This is a genomic window from Bacillus sp. JZ105 (assembly GCF_053903125.1).
This window is the reverse complement of sequence record NZ_CP096387.1, coordinates 1,066,120-1,087,532: the sequence shown is the minus strand read 5'-3', so window position 1 is coordinate 1,087,532 and position 21,413 is coordinate 1,066,120. Positions and strand designations below refer to the sequence as shown.

The following is a 21,413-nucleotide window of genomic DNA, read 5'->3' as shown; positions in this document are numbered from 1 at the left end:
GTGAGATAGGAAAGTCAATTGTATTCAAAAAGATGATTCAAAAAGCATATGAATGCAATATTCTCTTTTTAATGAGTATTTTCGATTAATTTTTACAAACCTTACTGCCATAAGGAGATGGAACGCATGAGACGATTTAATATTGAAAAAAATTACAAATCATTCTTCCTGGTTCTTTTGTTCTACTCAACTCAAAGCGCTCATTCTATGCAGAAATTTGGATGAAATGAAGGTAGAAAATTGAAGAATCACACCATTTTTTCTTGATATAAATGGTTTGGATGGTATAATTTCTCTGAAACATAAAGGAATGGAGGGGAATTTGATGATTTTTACAAAGCACGATCTTCACCATTACTTAACGCAGGATAAGAAAGCATTAGCGATTACGCGCAGAAGACCAAAGTGGTTTGGAGACGATATATGGAAATATCAAAGGTATTTACGAAAATATGAATACTATTCTAATAGCGGCGCTCTACTGCGCAAATGGTTTTATCGCTATTTACATAAAAAGAAAGGCATGCAGCTTGGTTTTGATATTCCGATTGGCGTCTTTGGCCCCGGCCTTAGAATCAATCATAGTGGTCTCTTAATTGTGAATAAGCACGCAAAAATTGGGGCATTTTGTGATATTCATCAAGGGGTGAATATTGGCCAAAACCATTCCGAAAAGGATGTCCCAACCATTGGAGATCACGTATGGATTGGCCCTGGTGCTAAGCTGTTTGGAGACATTTATATTGCAAATCATATTTCAATCGGAGCAAATGCCGTGGTGAATCGTTCCTTTCATGAAGAGCAGATCGTCATTGCTGGTGTACCGGCTCAAAAGGTAAAAGAAAAAAGCCCTTCTTCATGAAGGCACCTGATAAAAAAGAATAACACCGATCAAAATAGAGATGAGCAGCATGAGATCAAACAAGATGGTTAAAATTAAGATCGTCCAGCCCAGCCCCTTCCTCTCTGTCTTGATCAAATAAATACCGAGTACGATGGTGCTAAATAGCACGCCTAAAATGGCCCACAGCCATTTGTCTTTGTTATGCTTTGGCGCATCAAACCATAAATAGATGGCAACAGCAAGTGAAACGAATAGACCCGTTAATCTCATATTTAAATTCCCCCTTATGTAAAAAACACTTTTTCTATTATTCGGTTGAATAACCGATTTTTTTCAGTTTATTCAAACATACGATACTTTTGTCCTAAAATATTTTATCATTGTTCCGCGGAAGGCTTCTCCATTCTTCTCTCAATATTCCGTAGCGCATTGAATCATAATAAACCCCTTGATAATAACGGACCTTTCTCAGTCTCCCCTCAAGGGTAAACCCGCATTTCTCTGCGCACCGCATCATCCGTTCATTCCCTGACCAAGTGGTTAAACCAATTCGCGGAATATCAATTTGTGAAAATAACACATCAATCCATAGATTTAATGCCTTTGTCCCAATACCTCCGCTCCAAAAACGTGAGTCATAAATGATAATGCCGCATTCAAGCCACCTCGTACGTTCATTCTCCCAATAATATGATACGGTGCCTTTGATTTCACCATCTATTTCAATCCCATATAGCTTTTGGGGAATGGATTCTTCCTGTAAGTAACGTTTCTTAAATGCAGCAAGCGGGATTTCGTGTTCATAAAAATAAGGGGCATTCCATTTTCGATAGGACTGGTCTGGTGCTTTAAATTTTAACTGCCACACCGTCTCTAAGTCCGTTTCGGTTAATGGACATATGTTCACAAGCTCTTCCTTTTCACTTTTCATCTGTTCACGTTCCTTTACTTTGTCGTTCTTTTTGCTAAATAACGGTACTCGATCGGCGTCATGCCTTCATTTTGCCGAAACAGCTTAGAAAAATAAGTAGGGTCGTCAATCCCTACATGATCTGCAATAGCAGCGATTTTTTCATTCGTTGAGGCCAGCATGCTTTTGGCTTTTTCGATTTTGAGACGATGGCTGTACTGGTTTGGCGTCAATCCATATACCGTCTGCATACATCTTGTCATGTAGTCAGGATGATAGTGCAGTTTCTCTGCAAGACGCTCCATGTGTAATTTCTCCATAAAATGTTGCTCAAGATAATGAACCACTTCTGATGCAACAGTCTCCTTTGCACTTGGAATATGGAACGCTTCCTTTTGCAGGTGAATGAGCAGTTCCTCAAATAGGAGCTGTTTTTTCAGCGGAAGTTCAGATGCATCATGATTTAGTGCTCTCATCGCTGAAAGGTGTTTTTCTAACACACTTCGTCCCTTCACTTTTCCTAAACGAGGCAGACTAAATTCATAGGTTGCCGGCTTTTCGAAGGTGGCTTGGTTTTGTTTCATATCAGTCCAGTGTTCTCTCGGCCGGTTCGTCAGCTCAAATCGGTCAATTGAGAAATGCAGCCACTCATAGTGGGTTTCCTCTTCACATGGCAGATGTCCACCATGAGACAGGCCCGGTGAGAGAATCGTATATTCACCTTCTTTTACATGAAAAGCCTCCTCGCCCTCTGTCATCCATAGTTCACCTTTTGTGACATAGAGCAGATCAAATACAGTGAAGGTTCTTGAGATATGTCTTTCTCCTTGATGAAATACCCCTTTACCTGAAGCAATATAAATAGGAAACGGCGGTACAGTAAATGTAATAAATCGATCCATATTCATCCCCTTATGAAGTCGGATTTCTCCAATAAGTTTCGGTTTCGTCTCTTCTTATTATAGTCGATGCACGGTACACTATAAATCGGATTTATACGAAAGGGGGCTATGTGATGAAATCTCAAACCCTGTCATATGAAAAGGTTCAAGCAAAAGATGAGAAAACACACCCTTCATTATTTGCATTAACTTGGCCTATTTTTATCGAAATCTCTTTATATATGCTCATGGGGAGCGCTGATACACTCATGCTCAGCCAATACTCCGATAACAGTGTGGCCGCAGTAGGTGTAAGCAACCAGCTCCTGAATTTATTAATTGTCATGTTCAGCTTCATTACAACAGGAACGACCATTGTGATTGCGCAGCTTTTAGGAGCTGACCGCAAGCAGGAAGCGACTCAAGTCGCCTATGTCTCACTAGGAACCAACTTCTTGATCAGCTTTGTCATTAGTCTCCTTATGTTTGTGTTAGCTGTTCCAATCCTGCACATGATGGGCTTATCAAGTGAACTCATGCCGGATGCGTCGGTCTTTTTACAAATTGTCGGCCTGCTTTCTTTTATTCAAGCACTCATTATGACATATAGTGCAATTTTAAAAAGCTACGGATATACAAGAGACACGATGTATGTCACCATTGGAATGAATTTACTCAACGTTGCCGGCAATTATTTGGTCATTTTTGGGCCATTTGGCTTTCCGGTATTAGGTGTCATGGGTGTTGCCTTTTCAACCTCGCTGGCTCGGTTGATCGGATTGATGGCAATGATCCTCATTGTCCGCCGCCGCATTGGATTGCGCTTTTCGCTGAAGAGTATGTTTCACATTCAGCGGACGCATTTAAAAAAGCTGCTGAAAATTGGCATTCCTTCTGCTGGAGAACAGCTTTCTTATAACGGCTCCCAAATGATCATTACACTGTTTATTACATTTATGGGGACGCAGGCTTTAGCCGCAAAGGTCTACACTCAAAATTTGATGATGTTCATTATGTTGTTTGGTGCAGCGATTAGCCAAGGGACACAGATTTTAATCGGGCGCCATATTGGAGCGAAAGAATTTGATGCTGCCTACCGCAGATGTATGAAAAGCTTATACTGGGCCATTGGGATCTCTCTTCTTTCTTCTACTGCTTTATCTTTATCATCGACGCATTTGCTTACCTTTTTCACTAGCAATCATGAAATCATTCAAATCGCCGCCACACTTCTCCTATTGACGATCATTTTAGAGCCGGGGCGCTCTTTTAATATGGTCATTATTAATTCATTGCGGGCGGCTGGTGACGCGAAGTTTCCAGTGTATATGGCGATGATATCAATGTGGGGAATCGGGCTTCCGATCGCTTACTTGTTAGGCATTCAGTTTGAAATGGGTCTCATTGGGGTTTGGATTTCTTTTATCGTGGATGAATGGGTCAGAGGCATTTTCATGTATAGGCGCTGGCGTTCCAGAGTATGGACGGAGTATCGCTTTTCTTCCACATAAAAAAGGACTGCGGGTGCAGTCCTTTTTTACGTAATATCTTCTAAAATAAGTGCTTTTTCCTGTTTTGAAATAAATGCTCGCTCTGTAAAGACGCGGTATTCGTTTTCTCTTGTTTTATCTAAAATGGCTTTATAAAAGTGGGCGGCTGCTTTCACCGGTATTCGTGAATACAGCGGGAATTCATGAAGATGGTCAAAAAACTCCTCGTAGTATGCCTCTGCCTCAAAGGCAATGTACTCCCAGACATGCTGAAAAGCTTGATTCACAATCCCTTCCTGCAATTCTTGCTCTGTGTACCCGAATTGATCCATCACCTGCTTTGGCAAATAAATGCGGTCTCTTTCAGCCTGATCTTCGCCGATATCTCGAAGGATGTTGGTGAGCTGCATAGCAATCCCTAACGAAATGGCTGCTTCTTTTAGCTGCTCTTTTTTACGCGGTGCAATAATGGGAAGGAGCATGAGTCCAACGGTACTAGCAACTTGATAGGAATAGATGAGCAGTTCATCTAACGTTTCGTATCGCTGCTGCGCTAAATCCATCTCCTGTCCTTGGAGCAGATCACGGAACGGGGCTTCATCCATCCGGAACTCTTGAAATGTATGCTCTAGCGCCACCCATATCGGATCATTCCGGTCTACCTCACCTTGTAAAAATCGATCAAACGTCTCGCGAAAGGAGGCAAGGTCCTCTTTTGGCGAAGAGGACTCATCTACAATGTCATCTGCTCTACGGCAAAAGGAATATACGGCCCAGACGGCCTGTCTTTTCTTTTTAGGCAGCATGGAAAAGGCCCGGTAAAACGTTTTGGAATGGGTTTGAATGGTTTCCTCACACACTTTTAATGCTGTTTGTACATCCACCACTTAGCTTCACTTCCTTTCTATCATTCAAATCTTTTAGTAGTACAGAAGCCATGAGCTTCGCACTTTGCATCACGATCGGCACCCCGCCGCCCGGATGGGTGGAAGCACCTGCCGCATAAAGATTATCTGTCTCACTGACCTTCACTTGCGGGCGGAAGACACCTGATTGAAACAAATTAGGGGCAAGTCCAAAGCTGCCGCCTTCAAACAATCCTTCTCGCAAGGAATCATTTGGTGTTCTGACCTTTTTCCAGACAATCGACTCTCGCAATCTCGGAAAGCCTCTTTTCTCAAGGCGATCCACCATGTTCTCTGCGAAATCTGTCTCCTCTTCCCAGTTGATATGATCACCTGAAGGAACGGGAACGAGCATGTATAGAACACTGCTGCCCTCTGGGGCAAGAGATGGATCAATGATCGATGGATTAAATGTATAAAACGACGGGTCTTGAGGTATCGTTTTCGTTTGAAAGACTTCTTTCATATGCTGGTCAAAGTGTTCTCCCATAAAAAATTGATGAACAGGTGCTTCATGATACATCTTGTTTAACCCGAGATACACCATCACACAACCAGAGGACGGCACGTATTTCCGGCGATCTTGTTCTTCTAAGCCAAGCTGTTTTAACGCAGCTGGATAATCTCCATTGATCACAAATGCATCAGCAGCTACATGTTCATCATTAACTTTTGCTTTGACTGCCCGTTTTCCCTCAAACACCAATTGCGTGACTTCTTCATTTTTTCTTACATGCACACCCATGTTGATGAGCTGCTCTTCCAATATATCTACTAAACTTGCATAGCCGCCTTTTAAATAGTAAATTCCATGTGCGTGCTCACTATAGGACACAAGCGAATAAATAGCCGATGCTTCATACGGGTTTCCCCCAACATAGAGGGTTTGAAGTGCGTATGCATCTCGCAGGCGTTCTTCTGAGAAATATTTTTTCAGAGCGCTTTGTACGGTTCGATACGCCTTTAATTTCATTAAAATCTTCATATTCGCTTTTGTAAAAAATGTACGTTTTTCGTGAAATGATTTTTCAAGAAAGGCTTGCTGCCCTTCTTGAAACCGGTCTGTCATTTCTTCCATAAACCTCTGGAACCCTTGATCTTCTTTTGGAAATACACGTCTAATTTCATCTAGTTGACGAAGTGCATCAGAGTATTTCGTATAGGAGGTTCCGTCTTGATAGTGAATTGTATACAACGGGTCAAGCTCCACAAGATCAAGAAATGATTCGTCAATTCCTACCTCATGTAAAATGCCTTTTAACATGTCAGGAAGCAGGACAATGGTCGGACCTTCATCTACTTTATATCCTTTCTCACGTACAAAAGCAAGTCTCCCGCCAAGCCGTTCATTTTTTTCGACAAGGGTGACATCATGTCCCGCTTTTTTTAAATAAAGCGCTGAGATCATTCCGCCAATACCGCCACCTGCAATCAATATATGTTTTTTCATGAGGCGCTCCCCTTTTCTTGATGCGGCATTGTTTTGTGTGAATGTTTCTCTTTTTTAAGAATGGCATTTGTCGTGATACGTGCTGATTCTAAAATGGTTGGGAGTCCGCTTCCTGGATGTGTTCCTCCTCCAACAAGCCAGCAGTGCTTTAATTCATCAAATTCATTGTGCGGCCTTAAGACCATCATCTGCGTCAGCTGGTGGCCGAGGTTAAATGTAGCTCCTTCATATACGTTAAGGTCTTCCTCCCATTGCTTCGGTGTGATCATCCGCTCGACTTCTATATGCTGTCTCACATTCTGAAAGCCTGTTTTCCGCTCCAATGTATCCAGCACAAGCTCTCTAAATTCATCTTGATGCGCTTCCCAATCAATACCGCTTTGGTTATTGGCAACTGGAGCCAGCACATAAAGAGCTGATTTTCCTTTTGGAGCAAGTGAGTCATCGGTTACACTTGCATTTTGAATATAAATAGACGGATCATCTGGCAGCTCATATGTTTTCGTAATGCCTTTAACAAATCTAGCATAATCATCGGAAAAAACGATGGTATGATGCGGCTCATCATACATGGTATCCAGTCCTAAATAAAGCATAAAGGTAGAGCATGAGAATTTTTTCTTTTTTAATTTTTTCTCGCTGTATTTCTTTAAGAGTCCTGGCTCGACAAGCTTAGTCATCACATGTGCAAAGTCTCCATTGACGACAACCTCATCTGCTTGTATTTCTTCCCCAGATTCTAAACGAATGCCTTTTACTTTCCTTCCCTCCGTGAGCAGCTTTTCAACGCCCGCTGACAGATGAATCTCTGCTCCAGCTTCAAGCGCCGCCTTTGCCATCGCTTCTGACAGCTGATTGACACCGCCCTTCGGATGAAATACACCTGTGTCATGTTCCATAAACGAAAGGATCGAGAACGCACCAGGGCATTCCCATGGAGACATTCCTAAGTACTTTGATTGAAATGTAAAAGCATATTTCACTGATTCATTCGAAAAATAGTCTGACAGCACATCATACAAACTTTTATTTAATGAAAGCTGTGGAAGTGCTTTGATCACCTTCAGGCGAAGGTAATGATGAAAGCGGTCCATTTTACTTTGTAAAATTGGTGTCAATCGATTCATTTTGCGCTTTGTATCCTTCATAAATCTTAGATACCCTTCGCCCTCACCAGGTGCAAAGGCTTCTAATCGTTTGTACATTTCATCGCGATCCCGGATCATATCCAGCTGATTGTCTTGAAATATTAACCTATACATCTCTTTTAATTCAATCACATCAATATAGTCATAAAGATTTTTACCAGCAAAGGTGAACAGCTCCTCTGCAATATGAATCATGCTGAGAAAGGTAGGACCTGTATCAAACGTGAAATCACCAAGTTGAAACTTAGCGTTACGCCCGCCGACAAAGGGCTGCTTTTCGTATACATGAACGTCATGTCCTTTGCTTTGAAGCATCATAGCTGCTGCAAGGCCCCCTGGTCCCGCTCCAATCACAATGATTTTCATTATCCTTTTTCCTCCAAATTAATTCACTTTAAGTTAATTATACAAATTAAAAAGATTACATCAACTTTTGATGTGCTCAAAAAGTCTCATGTTATGTATCAAAAAAGCCGGCTTCCTTTCAACAAGTGCAAGAAAGCCGACTCTTTATTACGCTTCTATATCAATTCGATACGTTTCAAACCAATGATGAATCTGTGCTAGATGGGCAATCAACTGCGGGCCTTTCATGAGCTGGCCATACCATGGCACATGAAAGGAAGCTCCTTCCGTTTCAATCAGCTGCTTTAATTGATGTGGATCTAAAAATTCGTGAAGTACAGAGTCTTTTTGCGCGAGACAGTCTGTGAGCATCTCTTTCACAGCCTGAGTATAAGCTGGATGATGTGTTTTCGGGTAAGGACTCTTCTTTCGATAAAGCACTTCATTCGGTAAAATTCCCTCTAATGCTTTTCGTAAAACCCCTTTTTCACGATTTCCATGCATTTTCATTTCCCAAGGAATATTCCACACATATTCGACAAGGCGATGATCTGCAAATGGCACCCGTACCTCAAGACTAGCCCCCATACTCATGCGATCTTTTCGATCAAGCAGTGTTGTCATAAACCAGATCATATTTAAGTAAAAAAGTTCTCTCCGGGCTTTATTGACGCCGGTTTCTCCATCTAAAAGAGGCGTTTCTGCCACCGTTTCTTCATATTTGCTTTGCGCGTATTCCTTAAGTGACAGCTTTTTTTGCCACGAGTCTTGCAGGAGCTGCGTTCTAGCTTCAGTCGATCTCATCCACGGAAAACCATTTGTTTCATTTTCCATATGGAACCAAGGATAGCCGCCAAAGATTTCATCCGCACATTCACCTGACAAGCCAACAACGAAGTCCTTTTTAATTTCTCGGCAAAACCAAAGCAAGGAAGAATCAATATCTGCCATACCCGGTAAGTCTCGAACCTCAACGGCTTCCTTCAGAAAGGAAGCGAGCTCTCTTTGCCCAATGATACAGCTGTGATGATTCGTTTGAAACGCTTTGGTCATTCGATCAATCCAAGGACCGTCAGCATTCGGCTGGAATTGATTCGCTTCAAAGAATTGATCGTTTCCTTCGTAGTCAATGGAATACGTATGAAGTGGTGCTTTCCCTATTTTCTCAAAATGCTTAGCGGCAATGGCAGTAATGGCACTAGAATCGACGCCCCCAGATAAAAATGTACATACAGGCACATCAGAGACGAGCTGTCTTGTCACAGCATCTGTAAAGAGATGCTTAATGTGCTGTGCGGTGTCATTAAGTGAATCGGTATGCTTCTTGCTTTTGACATTCCAGTATCTCCACACGCGCAGACCGTCTTTTGAAAAGGTCAAGGCATGTGCAGGTCTCAGCTCTTTTATCCCTTTAAACACGCCTTGACCTGGTGTTCTTGACGGTCCTAAGCCAAAGATCTCCGACAGCCCTTCATGATCGACTTTTGCTTTGATATCAGGGTGAGCAAGAAGTGCTTTAATCTCTGAACCAAATAAGAAGGAATGATGACGTTCTGTATAGAAAAATGGCTTGACGCCGAGCCGGTCTCTCCCTGCAAATAACAATTCACGCTCACTATCCCAGATCACAAATGCAAAAATGCCATTAAAATGGGAGACACACTCTTCCTTCCATTCTGTATAGGCATGAAGAAGAACTTCTGTATCAGAATGCCCAAGAAAGCGGTGCCCCCTTTTTAACAATTCTTTTCTGATATCCTCTGTGTTATAAAGCTCTCCATTGTATACAATCGTATAAGCATGGTTTTGATGTGTATATGTCATCGGCTGCTTTCCGCCTTCTACATCTACCACCGCTAACCTTTTATGCCCGAAAAGAACGTGCTCACTTTTCCATGTATTTGTATCATCTGGCCCTCTTTTAGATAATGTATCTGTCATTTGATTGATTACATGATCCTGTTGGATGAGCTGCTTTTTAAAGTCTGCCCAGCCTGTAATTCCACACATCATCATCAGCTCCCATCCGTTTTTCCTCAAGTGTTCTCATTCAGCCTTTCTTAGTTTATGCATCGTCTCCTTGATAGTTGATTTGTCCTTTTTTCCCGGCGTATAGGACAAGCTTGATTTGGTAAGAAAAGAAAGAGGAAAGGAGCTTTTGCAAATGGAGAATCGAATGAGGCAGCTTGAACGCTGCAGCAGAAGATGGTGTAATGGGTATTTGCTCATTGAAAACGGGCATTGCCTAATTGAAGATGATGAAGGAGAGATCATGCTGCCAGAAAGTCTTCAAAGCACAATGATCTGTTTGAAGGAAAATGACCAATGGACAAAAGGGGAATTGCTCGGTTCTATGATTCTTCATGAAAACGGGCAGCTAATAGAAGTACAGGGAGGAGAAAACATTCAATATACGGCGTCTCTTGCCAAAGGCTGGCTTGATCTTCTCATGTTCGTACCGGACAACGTTTTTGATCACATCCTTGACCAGATAGAGCAGCTTGGTTTTTCCGTCTATGATTGTGTTTTCTCTTCCTTTCATTCTTTGCAGCGCGTTTCTTTCTTTCAGTTTTCGACAGATACGCAATCACTTGCACTTCAATGTCACCATGAGCCAGCCGCCAGTCACATTCGTTTTGAATGGACCACTTCGGACGGACAACGGATCGTTTCACAATTTGATGCCATATAAAAAGGACACTGCTTCGTATAAGCAATGTCCTTTTTATATTAAAAGATATGGAAACCGATCGGCAGACGTAAACCGAGAAGAATGGTCACAATCGCAAATACGATAAAACCAATCAACACACCAGTCACCGATTTTCCTTTTTTCTTGCGCACTAGGACCATTTCCATGAAACCGATCACGAGGATACCGAGAATCATTTTTCCAATATACTCGCCCCCGTAACCTGGAATTTTCATTCCTGTGCGAACATACAGCTCTACGCCTGTTGCAATAATGATCAAGTAGAATAAGCGAACGATCATATGCACAATTTTAGCGCCTTTGTCATTTTTACCTGCTAGAGCAAAGGCTACGAAGAATAAAATAATCCCCAGCACCCATGCTGTGATATGTAAATGTGTTCCCATTTGTGATTTCCCCCTTTATCAGAACAAGTACCTTCTCATCGTACCACGAAATAAGTCGAACACAAAGCGACAATCCTGTGTCATCACGCGCTTTATTTGACGTGATTTGTCAGCGTTCCAATCGGTTCAATCGTGATGTCAATTCGATCTCCAGAAGCTAAAAACTTAGGCGGTTCAAAGCCCTTCCCTACCCCAGAAGGTGTACCTGTTGCAATGATGTCACCCGCTTCTAATGTCATCCCTTTTGAAAGAGTGGAGACAATGTCCTCAACTGTGAAGATCATTAATTCCGTACTGGCAGACTGACGAACTTCTCCGTTTACCTTTGTTTCCACATGGAGCGCACCATGATCCTCGATCATTGACTTATGAACGATATAAGGTCCTATCGGGCAGGTTGTATCTAAGCTTTTGCCAATGAAAAACTGTTTATGTTTTTTCTGCAAATCTCTTGCCGTCACATCATTTAAAATGGTGTAACCGAATATATAATCTTGGACCTCTTCAGGAGCAATGTTTTTCCCTGATTTGCCCATCACGATGGCAAGCTCTCCTTCATAGTCCAATTCACTTGTTACATCTTCATGAAGAAGAATGTCCGCTTCGTGTCCAATGACAGAAGTAGGTGCCTTTGTAAAAATCATCACGTCTTTAGGAATATCCGCCGCACTTCCCATCTCCATCACATGATCTTGATAATTCTTTCCGACACACATGATGTTTTTAGACGGCTTTGGAATCGGGGCATGGAGTTTCACGTCCGAAAGCGGATATACATAAGAACCGCGGTCTTCTTCTTTTTTCTCAGCCCAATCAAGAAGCTGCCCGACATGTTCAACAAACTTGTCCCCCATTTTAATACACTCAGATAAAGAGTTTGGCAGTGTCTCAAGCTCAAATAATTTGGCTTCTGCCTTTTTGACGTCCATCACCCATTCATCATCAATGACTACCCCAATAAACATGCTGTTATGTATCTCACCTGTAAAAAACTTCATGTCTTCCCCTCACAATCTTCATTTCGCTAAGTTATGATGTCTCATTTTATTTCTCTATGAAATAAAAAAAACCCTTTTTTATCATACTCTCTTTTAAAAAGGGTTTCAAAAATGATGATTGAATGCCTAGCGGAAACGGCGGTATTCCCACATATTCCCTTGATCCCATTTACGCTCAACATTTCCTCTATTTTGGGATCGATGCGTTTTCTTTCCACATCTTCGGCAAGAGCGGCTGCGTTTATGGTGATGAGAACGTTTAGATCGATGGCTGCGGCGCGACTTGCGGCTCTTCTTATTGTGGGATCTGTATTTGCTGCGATGTGACTTGCGGCAGCTCTTCTTATGATGAGATCGGCATTTGCTGCGGTGTGATTTGCGGCAGCTTTTCTTATGATGGGATCTGTGTTTGCTGCGGCATGACTTTTTCGGTTCGCTCTTTTTGCTTCTGTAAGATTTTTTGCTTCTACATGACTTTTTGCTCTTCATGCTTTTCTTTGAACGATAGCTTTTCTTAGAGCGATAGCTTCTGCAGCTTTTTTTACTGCGGCGTGATTTACGGTGTCCACCACCGCCAAAGAACCAATGACCGCGACTTGAATGACGAGAACGAGCTGACTTGTGCGAACGTCTCGATTCTGGTTCACGATCTAAGTGATGATCACGTCCCTCACTTCGAAGTGAAGCCACTGCATGTTCAATGTGTGAATGATCAAATGTACTCACGAACAATTCCCCTCCCAGTCTATGCTTCGACAAAACAAACAGACAAAGCTGTTTATCTTCTCTGCTTTATGTTACGAGACTCGGTAGACAAGTGTTCGTGACGAATGCCTCTTTCCTTTAAAACTCCATGAATACCTACCAGCCGGTACAGGACATTCCTTCACTTTCATATCGTAAAGAAGAGTATATAGGAGGCTGATGAACGTATGAACACAGAACCTTTAAAACAACTTGATATGTGGATTCATCCAAAGGATTTGATTGAATTAAAGAAAGACATTTGGAACGATGAACCTGTTGAAGCTATTCTAAAAACCGGCCAAACCAAATCACATATTTATGCTTCATACCGCGGATCACACATTAGAAAGCTTAAGAAAAAGTCCTATCAAATCGAATATCGAAAGCCAAAACAAAGACAAGGCGAATCCATCTTTCATTTAAATGCAGAGTACAATGATCCTTCGTTTATCCGAAACAGGCTGTCCTTTTATTTCTTTGAGCAGATCGGGGTGCATAGCCCAGCCGCTTCTCATGTGTTTCTCACCATAAATGGAAGAAAAGAAGGGATTTATTTGAAAATCGAATCCGTCGATGAGTTCTTTCTTCAAAAACGGCAGCTTTCAGGAGGCGGCATTTATTATGCAGTTGATGATGACGCGAACTTCTCCCTTTTAAGTTCTTTTGATAAAAAACCAAAAAAGCACCTTCTTCTCGGATACGAGAAAAAAACAGGGACTTCTCAACATGATCAGCAGCTGAGCGAATTTATTTACTTTCTCAACACTGCGAAAGATGACACTTTTGCAGAAAAAATTGAACAATACCTAGATGTGACACAATATTTCCGATGGCTCATCGGTGTGGTATGCACACAAAACTTTGATGGTTTTGTTCATAACTACGCTCTTTATGTAAATGAACAAGGGAGGTTTCAAGTACTTCCTTGGGATTATGATGCAACATGGGGCCGTGACATTCATGGAGAAGAAATGCCGTTTGATTATATCCCAGTAAACGGCTTTAATACATTAACTGCTAGATTACTAGATATCCCTTCGTTTAAAAGAGCCTATTACACACTTTTCCAGCATGTACTCGATACACATTTTGTAGAAGACCGGCTCTGCCCAATCATTGAGAAATGGCATGAATCGATTGAGGATCGAATTGGAGATGATCCATATACGAAAGAGCGAAAAGACATCTTGCAGTCTGAACGAGACTTAATCCGGCAGTATATCAACAAAAGACGACGTTATTTACAGACTGAGATCAAAAAAGAGATATTTGGTACGTAAGAACACTTTCGAATTTTGTCACTTTATTACTCATATTGACGAAACAGCTTTTTTTATAGAAAAATAGGGTATACTAACCATATCCTTCTATTTGATAAAAAATGTGAGAGTTGGCGTCCGTTATGATCAATTATGAAATTGAACAAAAAAGATTACATTTAATTGAGACTGCAAAAAAATTCGGGATGAATGCCGAAGAAACAATCAGGTGCAGTCAAGAGCTTGACACACTCTTAAATAAAGGCATCATCAAATCCACCTCTAAAGATTGCTCAAAAAAAGGGTAAGCCATACATCTAATTCCTCTCATCAAAAGCTTTCAAAAAGACAATCACACATTAAAAGACCCATCATAAGCTATGGTGAAACGCCCAAAACAAGTGCCCTAATTTTATAAAGGATGTGCACCGCTATGCCGGCCATTGTGGGAGCCTTTAAAGTAAATGCCGTCGGAACGAGCGGAGTCGTTCATGTTGGAGACTGCATCACCATTTCTCCAAATAGTCAGGTTAAAACGTTTGCTGGCGCAGGCAGTTTTAATACAGGTGATCAATTACAAATCAGCAACTACAAAAGTGTAACAAATACGTACGACAGTGATGTCATTGATCAACCGCTTGTTGGTAACTTGTAAGGAGTGAGGATCCGTTGAACTTCTATATTAATCAAGCGATACAAATTAATTATTTACGTGTAGAGTCTGTGAGTAACTCCTCTGTTCTGCAAATTGGGAGTGCTGGATCCATCAAGGCCCTTTCCAACCTGTATAACACGGGAAGCTACGTAGAAGCAGCACCTGCCGCAGCAGGTACACAAGGAATTGAAGAATCTCAAGGCGCAAGCACAGCACCTTTTGTACCGCTTCAGTCACCAACATCTTAAGTTCATCTACAATCCCCGGAGGTGTATGTAAATGTATGATTATCAGAGCAACGCTTCACAAGTATATGGCATCATTCAAAAACACTCGCAACAAATCATGATGCTTGAAAAAAGGCTTAACGAGCTTCAGCAGGAAATACAAATGATCAAAGATAAACCGACAACGAATATTGAACGGATTGATTATCAATTTGATCAACTGAAAATCGAACGGCTGGAAGGAACGCTGAATATCGGCCTCAATCCATCTGATCCAAACAGTGTTCAAAACTTTGAAGTGGGCCAAACAACAACCCCGGGAATTGGAATGATGCAGCAAGAAATGGCTGGTCAATTTTTCAATCAAACACGACAGCTTGTCGATGCATTCTTAAATGAAGAAGCACCGGACCTTCTTGAAGAGCTAGAACAGCGATATGAAGGGTCCCTTGATGAAAGCAACAAACACCATATCATTGAGGACATTCGCAAGCAAATTGACAGCAGGATCAAATACTATGCGGGACAGCTGCCACAGCGGGAAGATATGACACCGCTGCAGCGTTCAGAGCAAATTGCTGAGTATGTGAAGCATGATGTAAAGCGGGCGATTGAGCACTTTTTAGCCCATGTTCCAAGTGAAACGAAAGGAGAGGAAAACGGATGAATTTCACAGTTGTCAACCGCAACATCGAGACTGGAAGCATTAAAGTAGTCGGGGTATCGTCTTCTTCCCTATTTATCATCGGGGACACAGACCATGTACAATTATCCTCGATTTTCGATACACCGCCAGAATCACTGATTATTGGCCCGTTTGTTCCTCTGGCGCCCCGATAATGATCAAGCGCACATCTCAAGTGAAGTTCTCAAAGGTGAATTCTGTCGGGATTTCGAGTGTGGTTCAAATCGGTGATACTCAGGAGCTATGCCCGAAAGTCAAAGTATTAGCTGTTCAACGAACCATTAGTTTGTTTTATGGCAATGAAGCAGAAAATTTAGATGCGAAAGAATTTGAAGTGTATTATGAGCCCATTCCATTGATGCTGCCAGAACGATCAGTGAGAACAGCATTTTACCATGAAAAACCTGTGATTAAAGTGTCTTCAATCCATGTAGAAGGGGTATCATCGTCCTCTGTCTATCAAATCGGCTCTACTTGCACTATGAATGGCGTTGCGCGAGTGAAGCATATTAGAGAGCTGTTTAGCAATGATGAAAGTCCGCAAAACTCACAAATGGACCTACCTGCGCATATGATGGTGATATGACTTCGAATAAAGGATGTCGATTATGCCAGCAATTGTCGGACCCATTTACATTAACTCTATTTCTGGAGGCGTCGTAAACGTCGGTGACTCATTCTACCTGTCGCCTAAAAGTTCGTCAAAATCTGCTTTAGGCTCTGGAGCGGGGAATACCGGAGATTTCTTGATATTAAATAATGGCATTAGCGCCACCAACTATGTGGATCCTGACTTAAATGATCAGAATATGGTAGGCAATGCATAAAGCAGCTCCTCTACGCCCATTTCAATTGAGGAGCGCTTTTTTATGCTTATTTCTTTCTGCGCTGTCTCGATTTTTTTATTTTGACCAGCTTGCTTGCCGGCTGTTTCCGAATCCATTTGATGTACGAAGCAAGATTTTCATCCTGCCTCAGCGCATCAATTGTGTTCAAACGTGCGGCAAGCTCCTGGTTTGTAAAGAGGGCATGTACTTGTTTATGACAAGGGATGCATAGGAAGGCAGTCGGTAAAAAAGCCCCGCCTTCTTCTCTTGGCGTTAAGTGATGTTCTGTGAGCAGGACATCTTGTCTTCCGCACAACTCACATAATCCAATTGTTTGCTTTGCCACCGTGTCATCACCTCAATATTTACATTAATTCCATTGAGACTGTTGTCCCTTTCCCGCTTGGATCTGCTGGATGGACAATCAGTTTTTTCGGCAGCCGCATTTTCAATTCTTCCACATGGCTGATGACTCCAACAGCTAAGTTTTGAGACTGTAATTTCTCTAATGCGGTAATCACTGTATCAAGCAAGTCTTGATCAAGGGTACCAAAGCCTTCATCAAGGAAAAAGAATTGCAGCGGGAACTCACCTCTCAGCTGAATCTGCGCTGAAAGAGCTAGTGCAAGCGCAAGCGACGTCAGGAAGGTTTCCCCGCCGGACAAGCTGGACACTGGACGTCTGACACCCCCATTCGCATCATCACGCATGACAAAACCACCTTCTGAATCAACCTCAATCGCATACCTTTGTCTTGTCAAAATACCAAGACGGGCAGATGCATCACGACTGACACTTTCCAGCTGTTCTTCTGCTAAGAACTCAACAAATGTATTTCCTTTAAACACGGTTTGCAGCTTATCGAGCCGATCAATTTCTTGCTGCAGCTCCGCCAAGCGTTCATGAATACTTGCAAATCGCTGGTGATTTTCTTCCATTACACGCAGATGTTCATATGCAGAGCCTCTCATCACTGTTGCTTCTTCCAATGCCTTTTCTGCCGCTTCTTTTCTCAGTTGAATGTCAGTCCATTGCTTTTCATCTAGTGACTCATCTTTCAGCAGTTCAGAAATTCGCTTTAAGTTTGCGGCACATTGCTTTCTTTTATCCTCAAATTCGTCAATTTCTTGTTTGACTGATTGACGTACTGGTTGATTCATGAAAGCAGATTCAATCTCTTGAGGCTTATCAAAAGGAGAAGACTCCGATTCTTTAGTCCATGCTTCATTTGCTTCTTGTTTTCTCCTTTCAGCCTCTTGAAGCTGACGCTCACAGCTTGAAAAATGACTTTGTGCTTCACTAAAGAGCTCCTGCGCGTGCTGTAATTGCTTGTACGATTGCTGTTCCATTTCATTGAGACGAGCAAGCGTGTGTTCAACCTCGATCAGTTCATCAGAAATAGAGACAGCTTTCAATGGATATCGCCCTAAATCTGTTTCATATTGATGAATGAGCTGCTTCTGACTTTCTAGCTGATGCGCTAGTTTATCAAGTTCCTTCTCTACATCATATATGGCTGTTTGCAGCTGTTCTTTTGCCTGCTGCTTCTCTTCCAAAAATGAAACACTTTTCTCGATACGCTCTTTATAGCCTTCCGCTTGCTGGTCCTTTTCATCGATCTGCTTTTGCATCTCTTGTACTTGGTGCAATGTAAAGTGCGGGAAGGCCTGTTCAAATTGAGACGTTTGCTCTGAAAGCTCAGATTGAAGCTCCTTGACCAGCCCCTCTAATTCTTCGATACGCTGCTGTTCAAATGTCATTTGATCTTTCGTCTTGCTTATCTCTGCTGCTTGATCATATGTTTCATCCATTAAACGAGCTCGTTTACGTTCAACTTCTTGAATATCTTGTTTCAAGCCTTTCCATTCTTGCATGAGATTCTGCAAGGACTCCGGCTTTTGCACTGCCTCTACTGCTGCTGCAACTTCCGCACCTGGAGCTTTCTGAGATAAAAAGGCAAACTGCTTTACTAATTGATTGGCGTGCGTTTCCAATAACTGCTTGGCGGCATACATGTCTCTTGTATATTCCTCTGCCTGCTTGAGCTCTGTGTCCATCCGTTGAATCACTTCATCGATTTGTGCCACTGTTTCTTCATGGTCAGTGTTTTCCAGTGCCTTTGGGTCATGATGAATCGATCCACAAACAGGACATGGCTCACCATCTACGAGCTCTGCCGCTAATTCTTTTCTTAATTCTGCCGCCCTAACAGCATCACGCTGTTTTAATTTTTCGAGCTTCTGACTTTGTTCTCTTTTACTCCATTCTGTAAAAGCCCGTTCGAATTCACATACATAGAAATAGAGCTGTTCAATCGCTTGAAACGATTGGTCTATTTTTTCATGATGGTCTTTTTGCTGTTTTTGAAGCTTTTCATATGCTGCTGCGGTCTGTGTTGATCGCTTTTTAAGCTCCTCCATCTTTTGTTCTTCCTTGTGTATGCTTTGGTGTATTCTTTGAACATTTTCGCTTAAACGCAAAGCATCCTGTACACTTTTCCGTTCTTTTACAGAGACTTGTAATTGCTCCAGCTCACGCTTCAGCTGTGTTTGTTTTGCCAGTGCACGTTCTAACAAAGATTGGAGATTGTCTGCTTCTTCTTTCTTTTGTAATAATTGCTGCGCTGTATCGTTTTTTCGTTGTTCAATTGCCGTCTTTTCCTGAAGAGCCGCCTCTTTTTTCCGTTCAACTTCCTTTAGCTGAATCAGCTGCTCTTTCTTTTGGAGAAGTTCTGGCTCAGTTTCTATTTTCTTTTGCCTTGCTTGCTCATAGTTCTGCGTCATTTGATCATAGATCGTTCGTTGATGCAGAAGCTGATTTTCTGCTTCCTGCTTCTCTTTTAATGCTTGAGAAAGCTGATTTTCAGCCTTTGTTAATGCATCCGCATAGGGTTTTAATGCCTCTGCCTGCTCAGCAATATGAAGCTTGGCCTTTTTCTCTTCCATTGATGGAGCCAGTTGATTCAGATGGTTTAGTTCCGTCTCATAAGCTTCTCGTTCCTTTTGATATTGCCAAATTGTTTGCGCCTTTGTAAAAGCAGTGAACGCTTCATCCCGCGCTTGTTTTTTCTCATGAAAAATAGCCTTCGCCTGCTCAGCTGCTTCCTTTGCCTTTGCGAGCGCCTCTGGGCCAGCTTCTCCTAAACCATTCAGCTCAGCAAGCAGTTCATTTTTTTGTCCATACTGATTCTGCGCCTTTGCGCGCAAACGTTTGACGAGCTGATCCCCATACTTTTCCAAGTTAAACAAACGCTGAAGCATTTGTCGTCTATCAGCTCCTTTTAGAGAAAGGAATTCTGCAAACTTTCCTTGGGGCAAGACAACCGCTCGCGTAAAATCATCAATGGTTAACCCGAGTAATTTTTCTATTTTACGATTGACCTCACTGGCTTTATCTGCAAGAACTGTCTGCGTATCACCAATTTCAATCAGACGGCATAGTGTCGTTCTGACTTTCATTTCATCTGCCCGCTTGAAAGCACGTTCGACTTTATAAGAAATGTGGTGTTCCTTTTGTAAAGCGAACGTAAAGGAAACTGACAGCTTCTCTTCTGCTTGGTTCAAAATACCATGTGTATTATTTAACGCACGTTCCACTTTGCCATAGAGTGCCAGGGTCATGGCGTCTAATATGGACGACTTTCCGCTTCCTGTCGGTCCAAAAATGCCAAACACACCTGCATCACATAATGAGCTAAAGTCAATTGTTTGTTCTTCTCTGAAGCTATGAAGTCCTTTAATGGTTAGCGTAATCGGCTTCAAGTCGCTTCCTCCTCTTGCATTTCATTGGCGAGCTCCAAAAACAGCTTGACTGTTTTTTCATCAGGAAGACCGCCGCCTGTCTGGCGCTCATAAAATTTCACGAACCGCTCTTCGATTGAGAGCTTTTCGGCTTGCTTTTGTTCTTCCATTTGCTGAAGTTCTTTAAATTTCGGTCTAATATGGACAAACCCGCTATGCTGCTTTCGGAGCTGATGAATCTCTTCTATGGAGAGCTGATCTGTTAAATGAATCTCTAAATCAATCCATGCCTGAAGATCCCGTTTTTCATCCAGCCACTCGTGTACTTGGCTCAATCCTTCAGTTGCCTTCCATTTCACAAGTGGTTTTCCGCTTGATAACAACACTTCTTTCCAGCTTGCTTTTTCATTAGGTTTTGCCTCTACAATCGTGACTGATTTGGCATATCCTGATTCAGAAAAGCTGTAAGCAAGAGGGGACCCGGAATAGCGGGCAATCGTTTTGGCACGTTTGATGGTTTGCGGGCGGTGCAAATGGCCAAGCGCCACATAGCAGGCTGCTTCTGGCAGACTTTCAGCCGCAACGGTATATGCACCGCCTACTTCAATCGGTCTTTCTGAATCGGTTTGACTTCCTCCTGCCACATAAATATGGCTCGTTGCGATATTGACCGTATCGGCTTGAAATTGAGTGCTTAAATGTTGAAACGCTTGCTGTATTTTTAAATTGTAATGATCACGAAGCAATTTCTCTTCAAATGTTTCAGCCAGTACCTCATTTAGTCTCGCTTCAGACGGATAAGCGAGTGCTGCAATGGATAAACGTTCACTCGAAGAAGGAACATCGACGCGGATGATGTCATTTGTCGGATATCCAATTAAATGAATCCCCTGATCATTTGTTAAAGGAGATGCGGCAGATAGTCGATCCGGATTATCATGGTTGCCTGAGATGACCACGACCTGACGTTTTCCTTTATCAGATAAGGCGGATAGACTTTCATAAAAAAGCTGTTCTGCTCTAGCAGGCGGATTCACTGTATCAAAGGCGTCTCCAGCCATGACAATGACATCAATGTGTTCGTCTTTTACGATTTGATACAGCTCATCTAAAAACTGTGCTTGCTCATCAAGCCGGCTCCGGCCTTCAAGGGTTTTTCCTAGATGCCAATCTGCCGTATGCAGAATCCTCATGTGATTCACC

24 protein-coding genes are annotated in these 21,413 nt (G+C 42.2%); 11 read left to right on the top strand and 13 right to left on the bottom strand.

All coding sequences use genetic code 11. The features are described 5' to 3' along the window. Positions 1-325 precede the first annotated feature (325 nt). Positions 326-862 carry a serine O-acetyltransferase gene (locus M1D81_RS05415; RefSeq protein WP_456265400.1) on the top strand — a complete coding sequence of 179 codons (537 nt, stop codon included), beginning with the start codon at positions 326-328 and terminating at the stop codon, positions 860-862. Here the strand turns inward: M1D81_RS05415 and M1D81_RS05410 are convergent. The 3 genes from M1D81_RS05410 to M1D81_RS05400 all read right to left on the bottom strand — a co-directional run bounded on the left by M1D81_RS05410 (position 857) and on the right by M1D81_RS05400 (position 2,656). Next, positions 857-1,114, bottom strand: a complete 258-nt coding sequence (locus M1D81_RS05410) for a hypothetical protein (RefSeq protein ID WP_456265401.1) — start codon at positions 1,112-1,114, stop codon at positions 857-859. The genes M1D81_RS05415 and M1D81_RS05410 overlap by 6 nt on opposite strands. A 94-nt stretch (positions 1,115-1,208) precedes the next feature. Next, a complete protein-coding gene (locus M1D81_RS05405; protein ID WP_456265402.1) occupies positions 1,209-1,775 on the bottom strand; it encodes a GNAT family N-acetyltransferase in 567 nt (188 codons plus the stop codon). 14 nt (positions 1,776-1,789) lie between these two features. Beyond that, a complete protein-coding gene (locus M1D81_RS05400; RefSeq protein WP_456265403.1) occupies positions 1,790-2,656 on the bottom strand; it encodes an AraC family transcriptional regulator in 867 nt (288 codons plus the stop codon). Positions 2,657-2,769: 113 nt separating this feature from the next. Here M1D81_RS05400 and M1D81_RS05395 point away from each other — a divergent pair, with 113 nt between their 5' ends. Beyond that, on the top strand, positions 2,770-4,146 hold the full coding sequence (locus tag M1D81_RS05395) for an MATE family efflux transporter (protein WP_456265404.1): 1,377 nt from the start codon (positions 2,770-2,772) through the stop codon (positions 4,144-4,146). 26 nt (positions 4,147-4,172) lie between these two features. Here M1D81_RS05395 and M1D81_RS05390 read toward each other — a convergent pair whose 3' ends face one another. The 4 genes from M1D81_RS05390 to asnB form a co-directional block, all read right to left on the bottom strand. Further along, a complete protein-coding gene (locus tag M1D81_RS05390) occupies positions 4,173-5,012 on the bottom strand; it encodes a phytoene/squalene synthase family protein (protein WP_456265405.1) in 840 nt (279 codons plus the stop codon). Beyond that, the gene (locus M1D81_RS05385; protein ID WP_456265406.1) at positions 4,978-6,480 is read right to left on the bottom strand and encodes a phytoene desaturase family protein; all 1,503 of its coding nucleotides are present in this window, start codon (positions 6,478-6,480) and stop codon (positions 4,978-4,980) included. Before M1D81_RS05385 ends, M1D81_RS05390 begins: the two co-directional genes overlap by 35 nt. Beyond that, a complete protein-coding gene (locus tag M1D81_RS05380; RefSeq protein ID WP_456265407.1) occupies positions 6,477-7,994 on the bottom strand; it encodes a phytoene desaturase family protein in 1,518 nt (505 codons plus the stop codon). Before M1D81_RS05380 ends, M1D81_RS05385 begins: the two co-directional genes overlap by 4 nt. Before the next feature lie 147 nt (positions 7,995-8,141). Next, positions 8,142-9,983, bottom strand: coding sequence for an asparagine synthase (glutamine-hydrolyzing) (asnB, locus tag M1D81_RS05375; protein WP_456265408.1), 1,842 nt, complete (start codon positions 9,981-9,983; stop codon positions 8,142-8,144). Positions 9,984-10,137: 154 nt separating this feature from the next. Between asnB and M1D81_RS05370 the strand changes: the two genes are divergently transcribed. Continuing rightward, positions 10,138-10,665 carry a DUF2777 family protein gene (locus tag M1D81_RS05370; protein ID WP_456265409.1) on the top strand — a complete coding sequence of 176 codons (528 nt, stop codon included), beginning with the start codon at positions 10,138-10,140 and terminating at the stop codon, positions 10,663-10,665. A 38-nt stretch (positions 10,666-10,703) separates the two neighbouring features. Here the strand turns inward: M1D81_RS05370 and M1D81_RS05365 are convergent, their stop codons facing one another. From M1D81_RS05365 to cotG, 3 genes are all read right to left on the bottom strand, one after another. After that, a complete protein-coding gene (locus M1D81_RS05365; protein ID WP_024426524.1) occupies positions 10,704-11,072 on the bottom strand; it encodes a YisL family protein in 369 nt (122 codons plus the stop codon). Positions 11,073-11,164: 92 nt separating this feature from the next. After that, a complete protein-coding gene (locus M1D81_RS05360; protein ID WP_456265410.1) occupies positions 11,165-12,070 on the bottom strand; it encodes a fumarylacetoacetate hydrolase family protein in 906 nt (301 codons plus the stop codon). Positions 12,071-12,196: 126 nt separating this feature from the next. Further along, the gene (gene cotG, locus M1D81_RS05355; RefSeq protein ID WP_456265411.1) at positions 12,197-12,796 is read right to left on the bottom strand and encodes a spore coat protein CotG; all 600 of its coding nucleotides are present in this window, start codon (positions 12,794-12,796) and stop codon (positions 12,197-12,199) included. A gap of 206 nt (positions 12,797-13,002) precedes the next feature. Between cotG and M1D81_RS05350 the strand changes: the two genes are divergently transcribed. The 8 genes from M1D81_RS05350 (at position 13,003) to M1D81_RS05315 (ending at position 16,470) form a co-directional block, all read left to right on the top strand. Beyond that, entirely contained in the window at positions 13,003-14,097 is a 1,095-nt protein-coding gene (locus tag M1D81_RS05350) for a CotH kinase family protein (RefSeq protein WP_456265412.1), read from the top strand. A 122-nt stretch (positions 14,098-14,219) separates the two neighbouring features. Further along, positions 14,220-14,384, top strand: coding sequence for an aspartyl-phosphate phosphatase Spo0E family protein (locus tag M1D81_RS05345; RefSeq protein ID WP_456265413.1), 165 nt, complete (start codon positions 14,220-14,222; stop codon positions 14,382-14,384). 125 nt (positions 14,385-14,509) lie between these two features. After that, on the top strand, positions 14,510-14,731 hold the full coding sequence (locus M1D81_RS05340) for a spore germination protein (RefSeq protein ID WP_024425506.1): 222 nt from the start codon (positions 14,510-14,512) through the stop codon (positions 14,729-14,731). A 14-nt stretch (positions 14,732-14,745) separates the two neighbouring features. Next, positions 14,746-14,979, top strand: a complete 234-nt coding sequence (locus tag M1D81_RS05335; protein ID WP_008355157.1) for a spore germination protein GerPB — start codon at positions 14,746-14,748, stop codon at positions 14,977-14,979. A gap of 31 nt (positions 14,980-15,010) precedes the next feature. Beyond that, entirely contained in the window at positions 15,011-15,625 is a 615-nt protein-coding gene (locus tag M1D81_RS05330; protein WP_456265414.1) for a spore germination protein GerPC, read from the top strand. Continuing rightward, positions 15,622-15,798 carry a germination protein GerPD gene (locus M1D81_RS05325; RefSeq protein WP_003210893.1) on the top strand — a complete coding sequence of 59 codons (177 nt, stop codon included), beginning with the start codon at positions 15,622-15,624 and terminating at the stop codon, positions 15,796-15,798. Before M1D81_RS05330 ends, M1D81_RS05325 begins: the two co-directional genes overlap by 4 nt. Beyond that, the gene (locus tag M1D81_RS05320; protein ID WP_456265415.1) at positions 15,798-16,229 is read left to right on the top strand and encodes a spore germination protein GerPE; all 432 of its coding nucleotides are present in this window, start codon (positions 15,798-15,800) and stop codon (positions 16,227-16,229) included. The genes M1D81_RS05325 and M1D81_RS05320 overlap by 1 nt, the downstream gene beginning before the upstream one ends. 22 nt (positions 16,230-16,251) lie before the next feature. Next, positions 16,252-16,470, top strand: a complete 219-nt coding sequence (locus tag M1D81_RS05315; protein ID WP_003211468.1) for a spore germination protein — start codon at positions 16,252-16,254, stop codon at positions 16,468-16,470. Between the two features lie 46 nt (positions 16,471-16,516). Here M1D81_RS05315 and M1D81_RS05310 read toward each other — a convergent pair whose 3' ends face one another. The 3 genes from M1D81_RS05310 to sbcD are packed head-to-tail and all read right to left on the bottom strand — an operon-like array spanning position 16,517 to position 21,403. Then, entirely contained in the window at positions 16,517-16,816 is a 300-nt protein-coding gene (locus M1D81_RS05310) for an HNH endonuclease (protein ID WP_456265416.1), read from the bottom strand. A 19-nt stretch (positions 16,817-16,835) separates the two neighbouring features. Continuing rightward, positions 16,836-20,231, bottom strand: a complete 3,396-nt coding sequence (locus M1D81_RS05305) for an AAA family ATPase (RefSeq protein ID WP_456265417.1) — start codon at positions 20,229-20,231, stop codon at positions 16,836-16,838. Next, positions 20,228-21,403, bottom strand: coding sequence for an exonuclease subunit SbcD (gene sbcD, locus M1D81_RS05300; protein WP_070325681.1), 1,176 nt, complete (start codon positions 21,401-21,403; stop codon positions 20,228-20,230). Before sbcD ends, M1D81_RS05305 begins: the two co-directional genes overlap by 4 nt. Positions 21,404-21,413 lie beyond the last annotated feature (10 nt).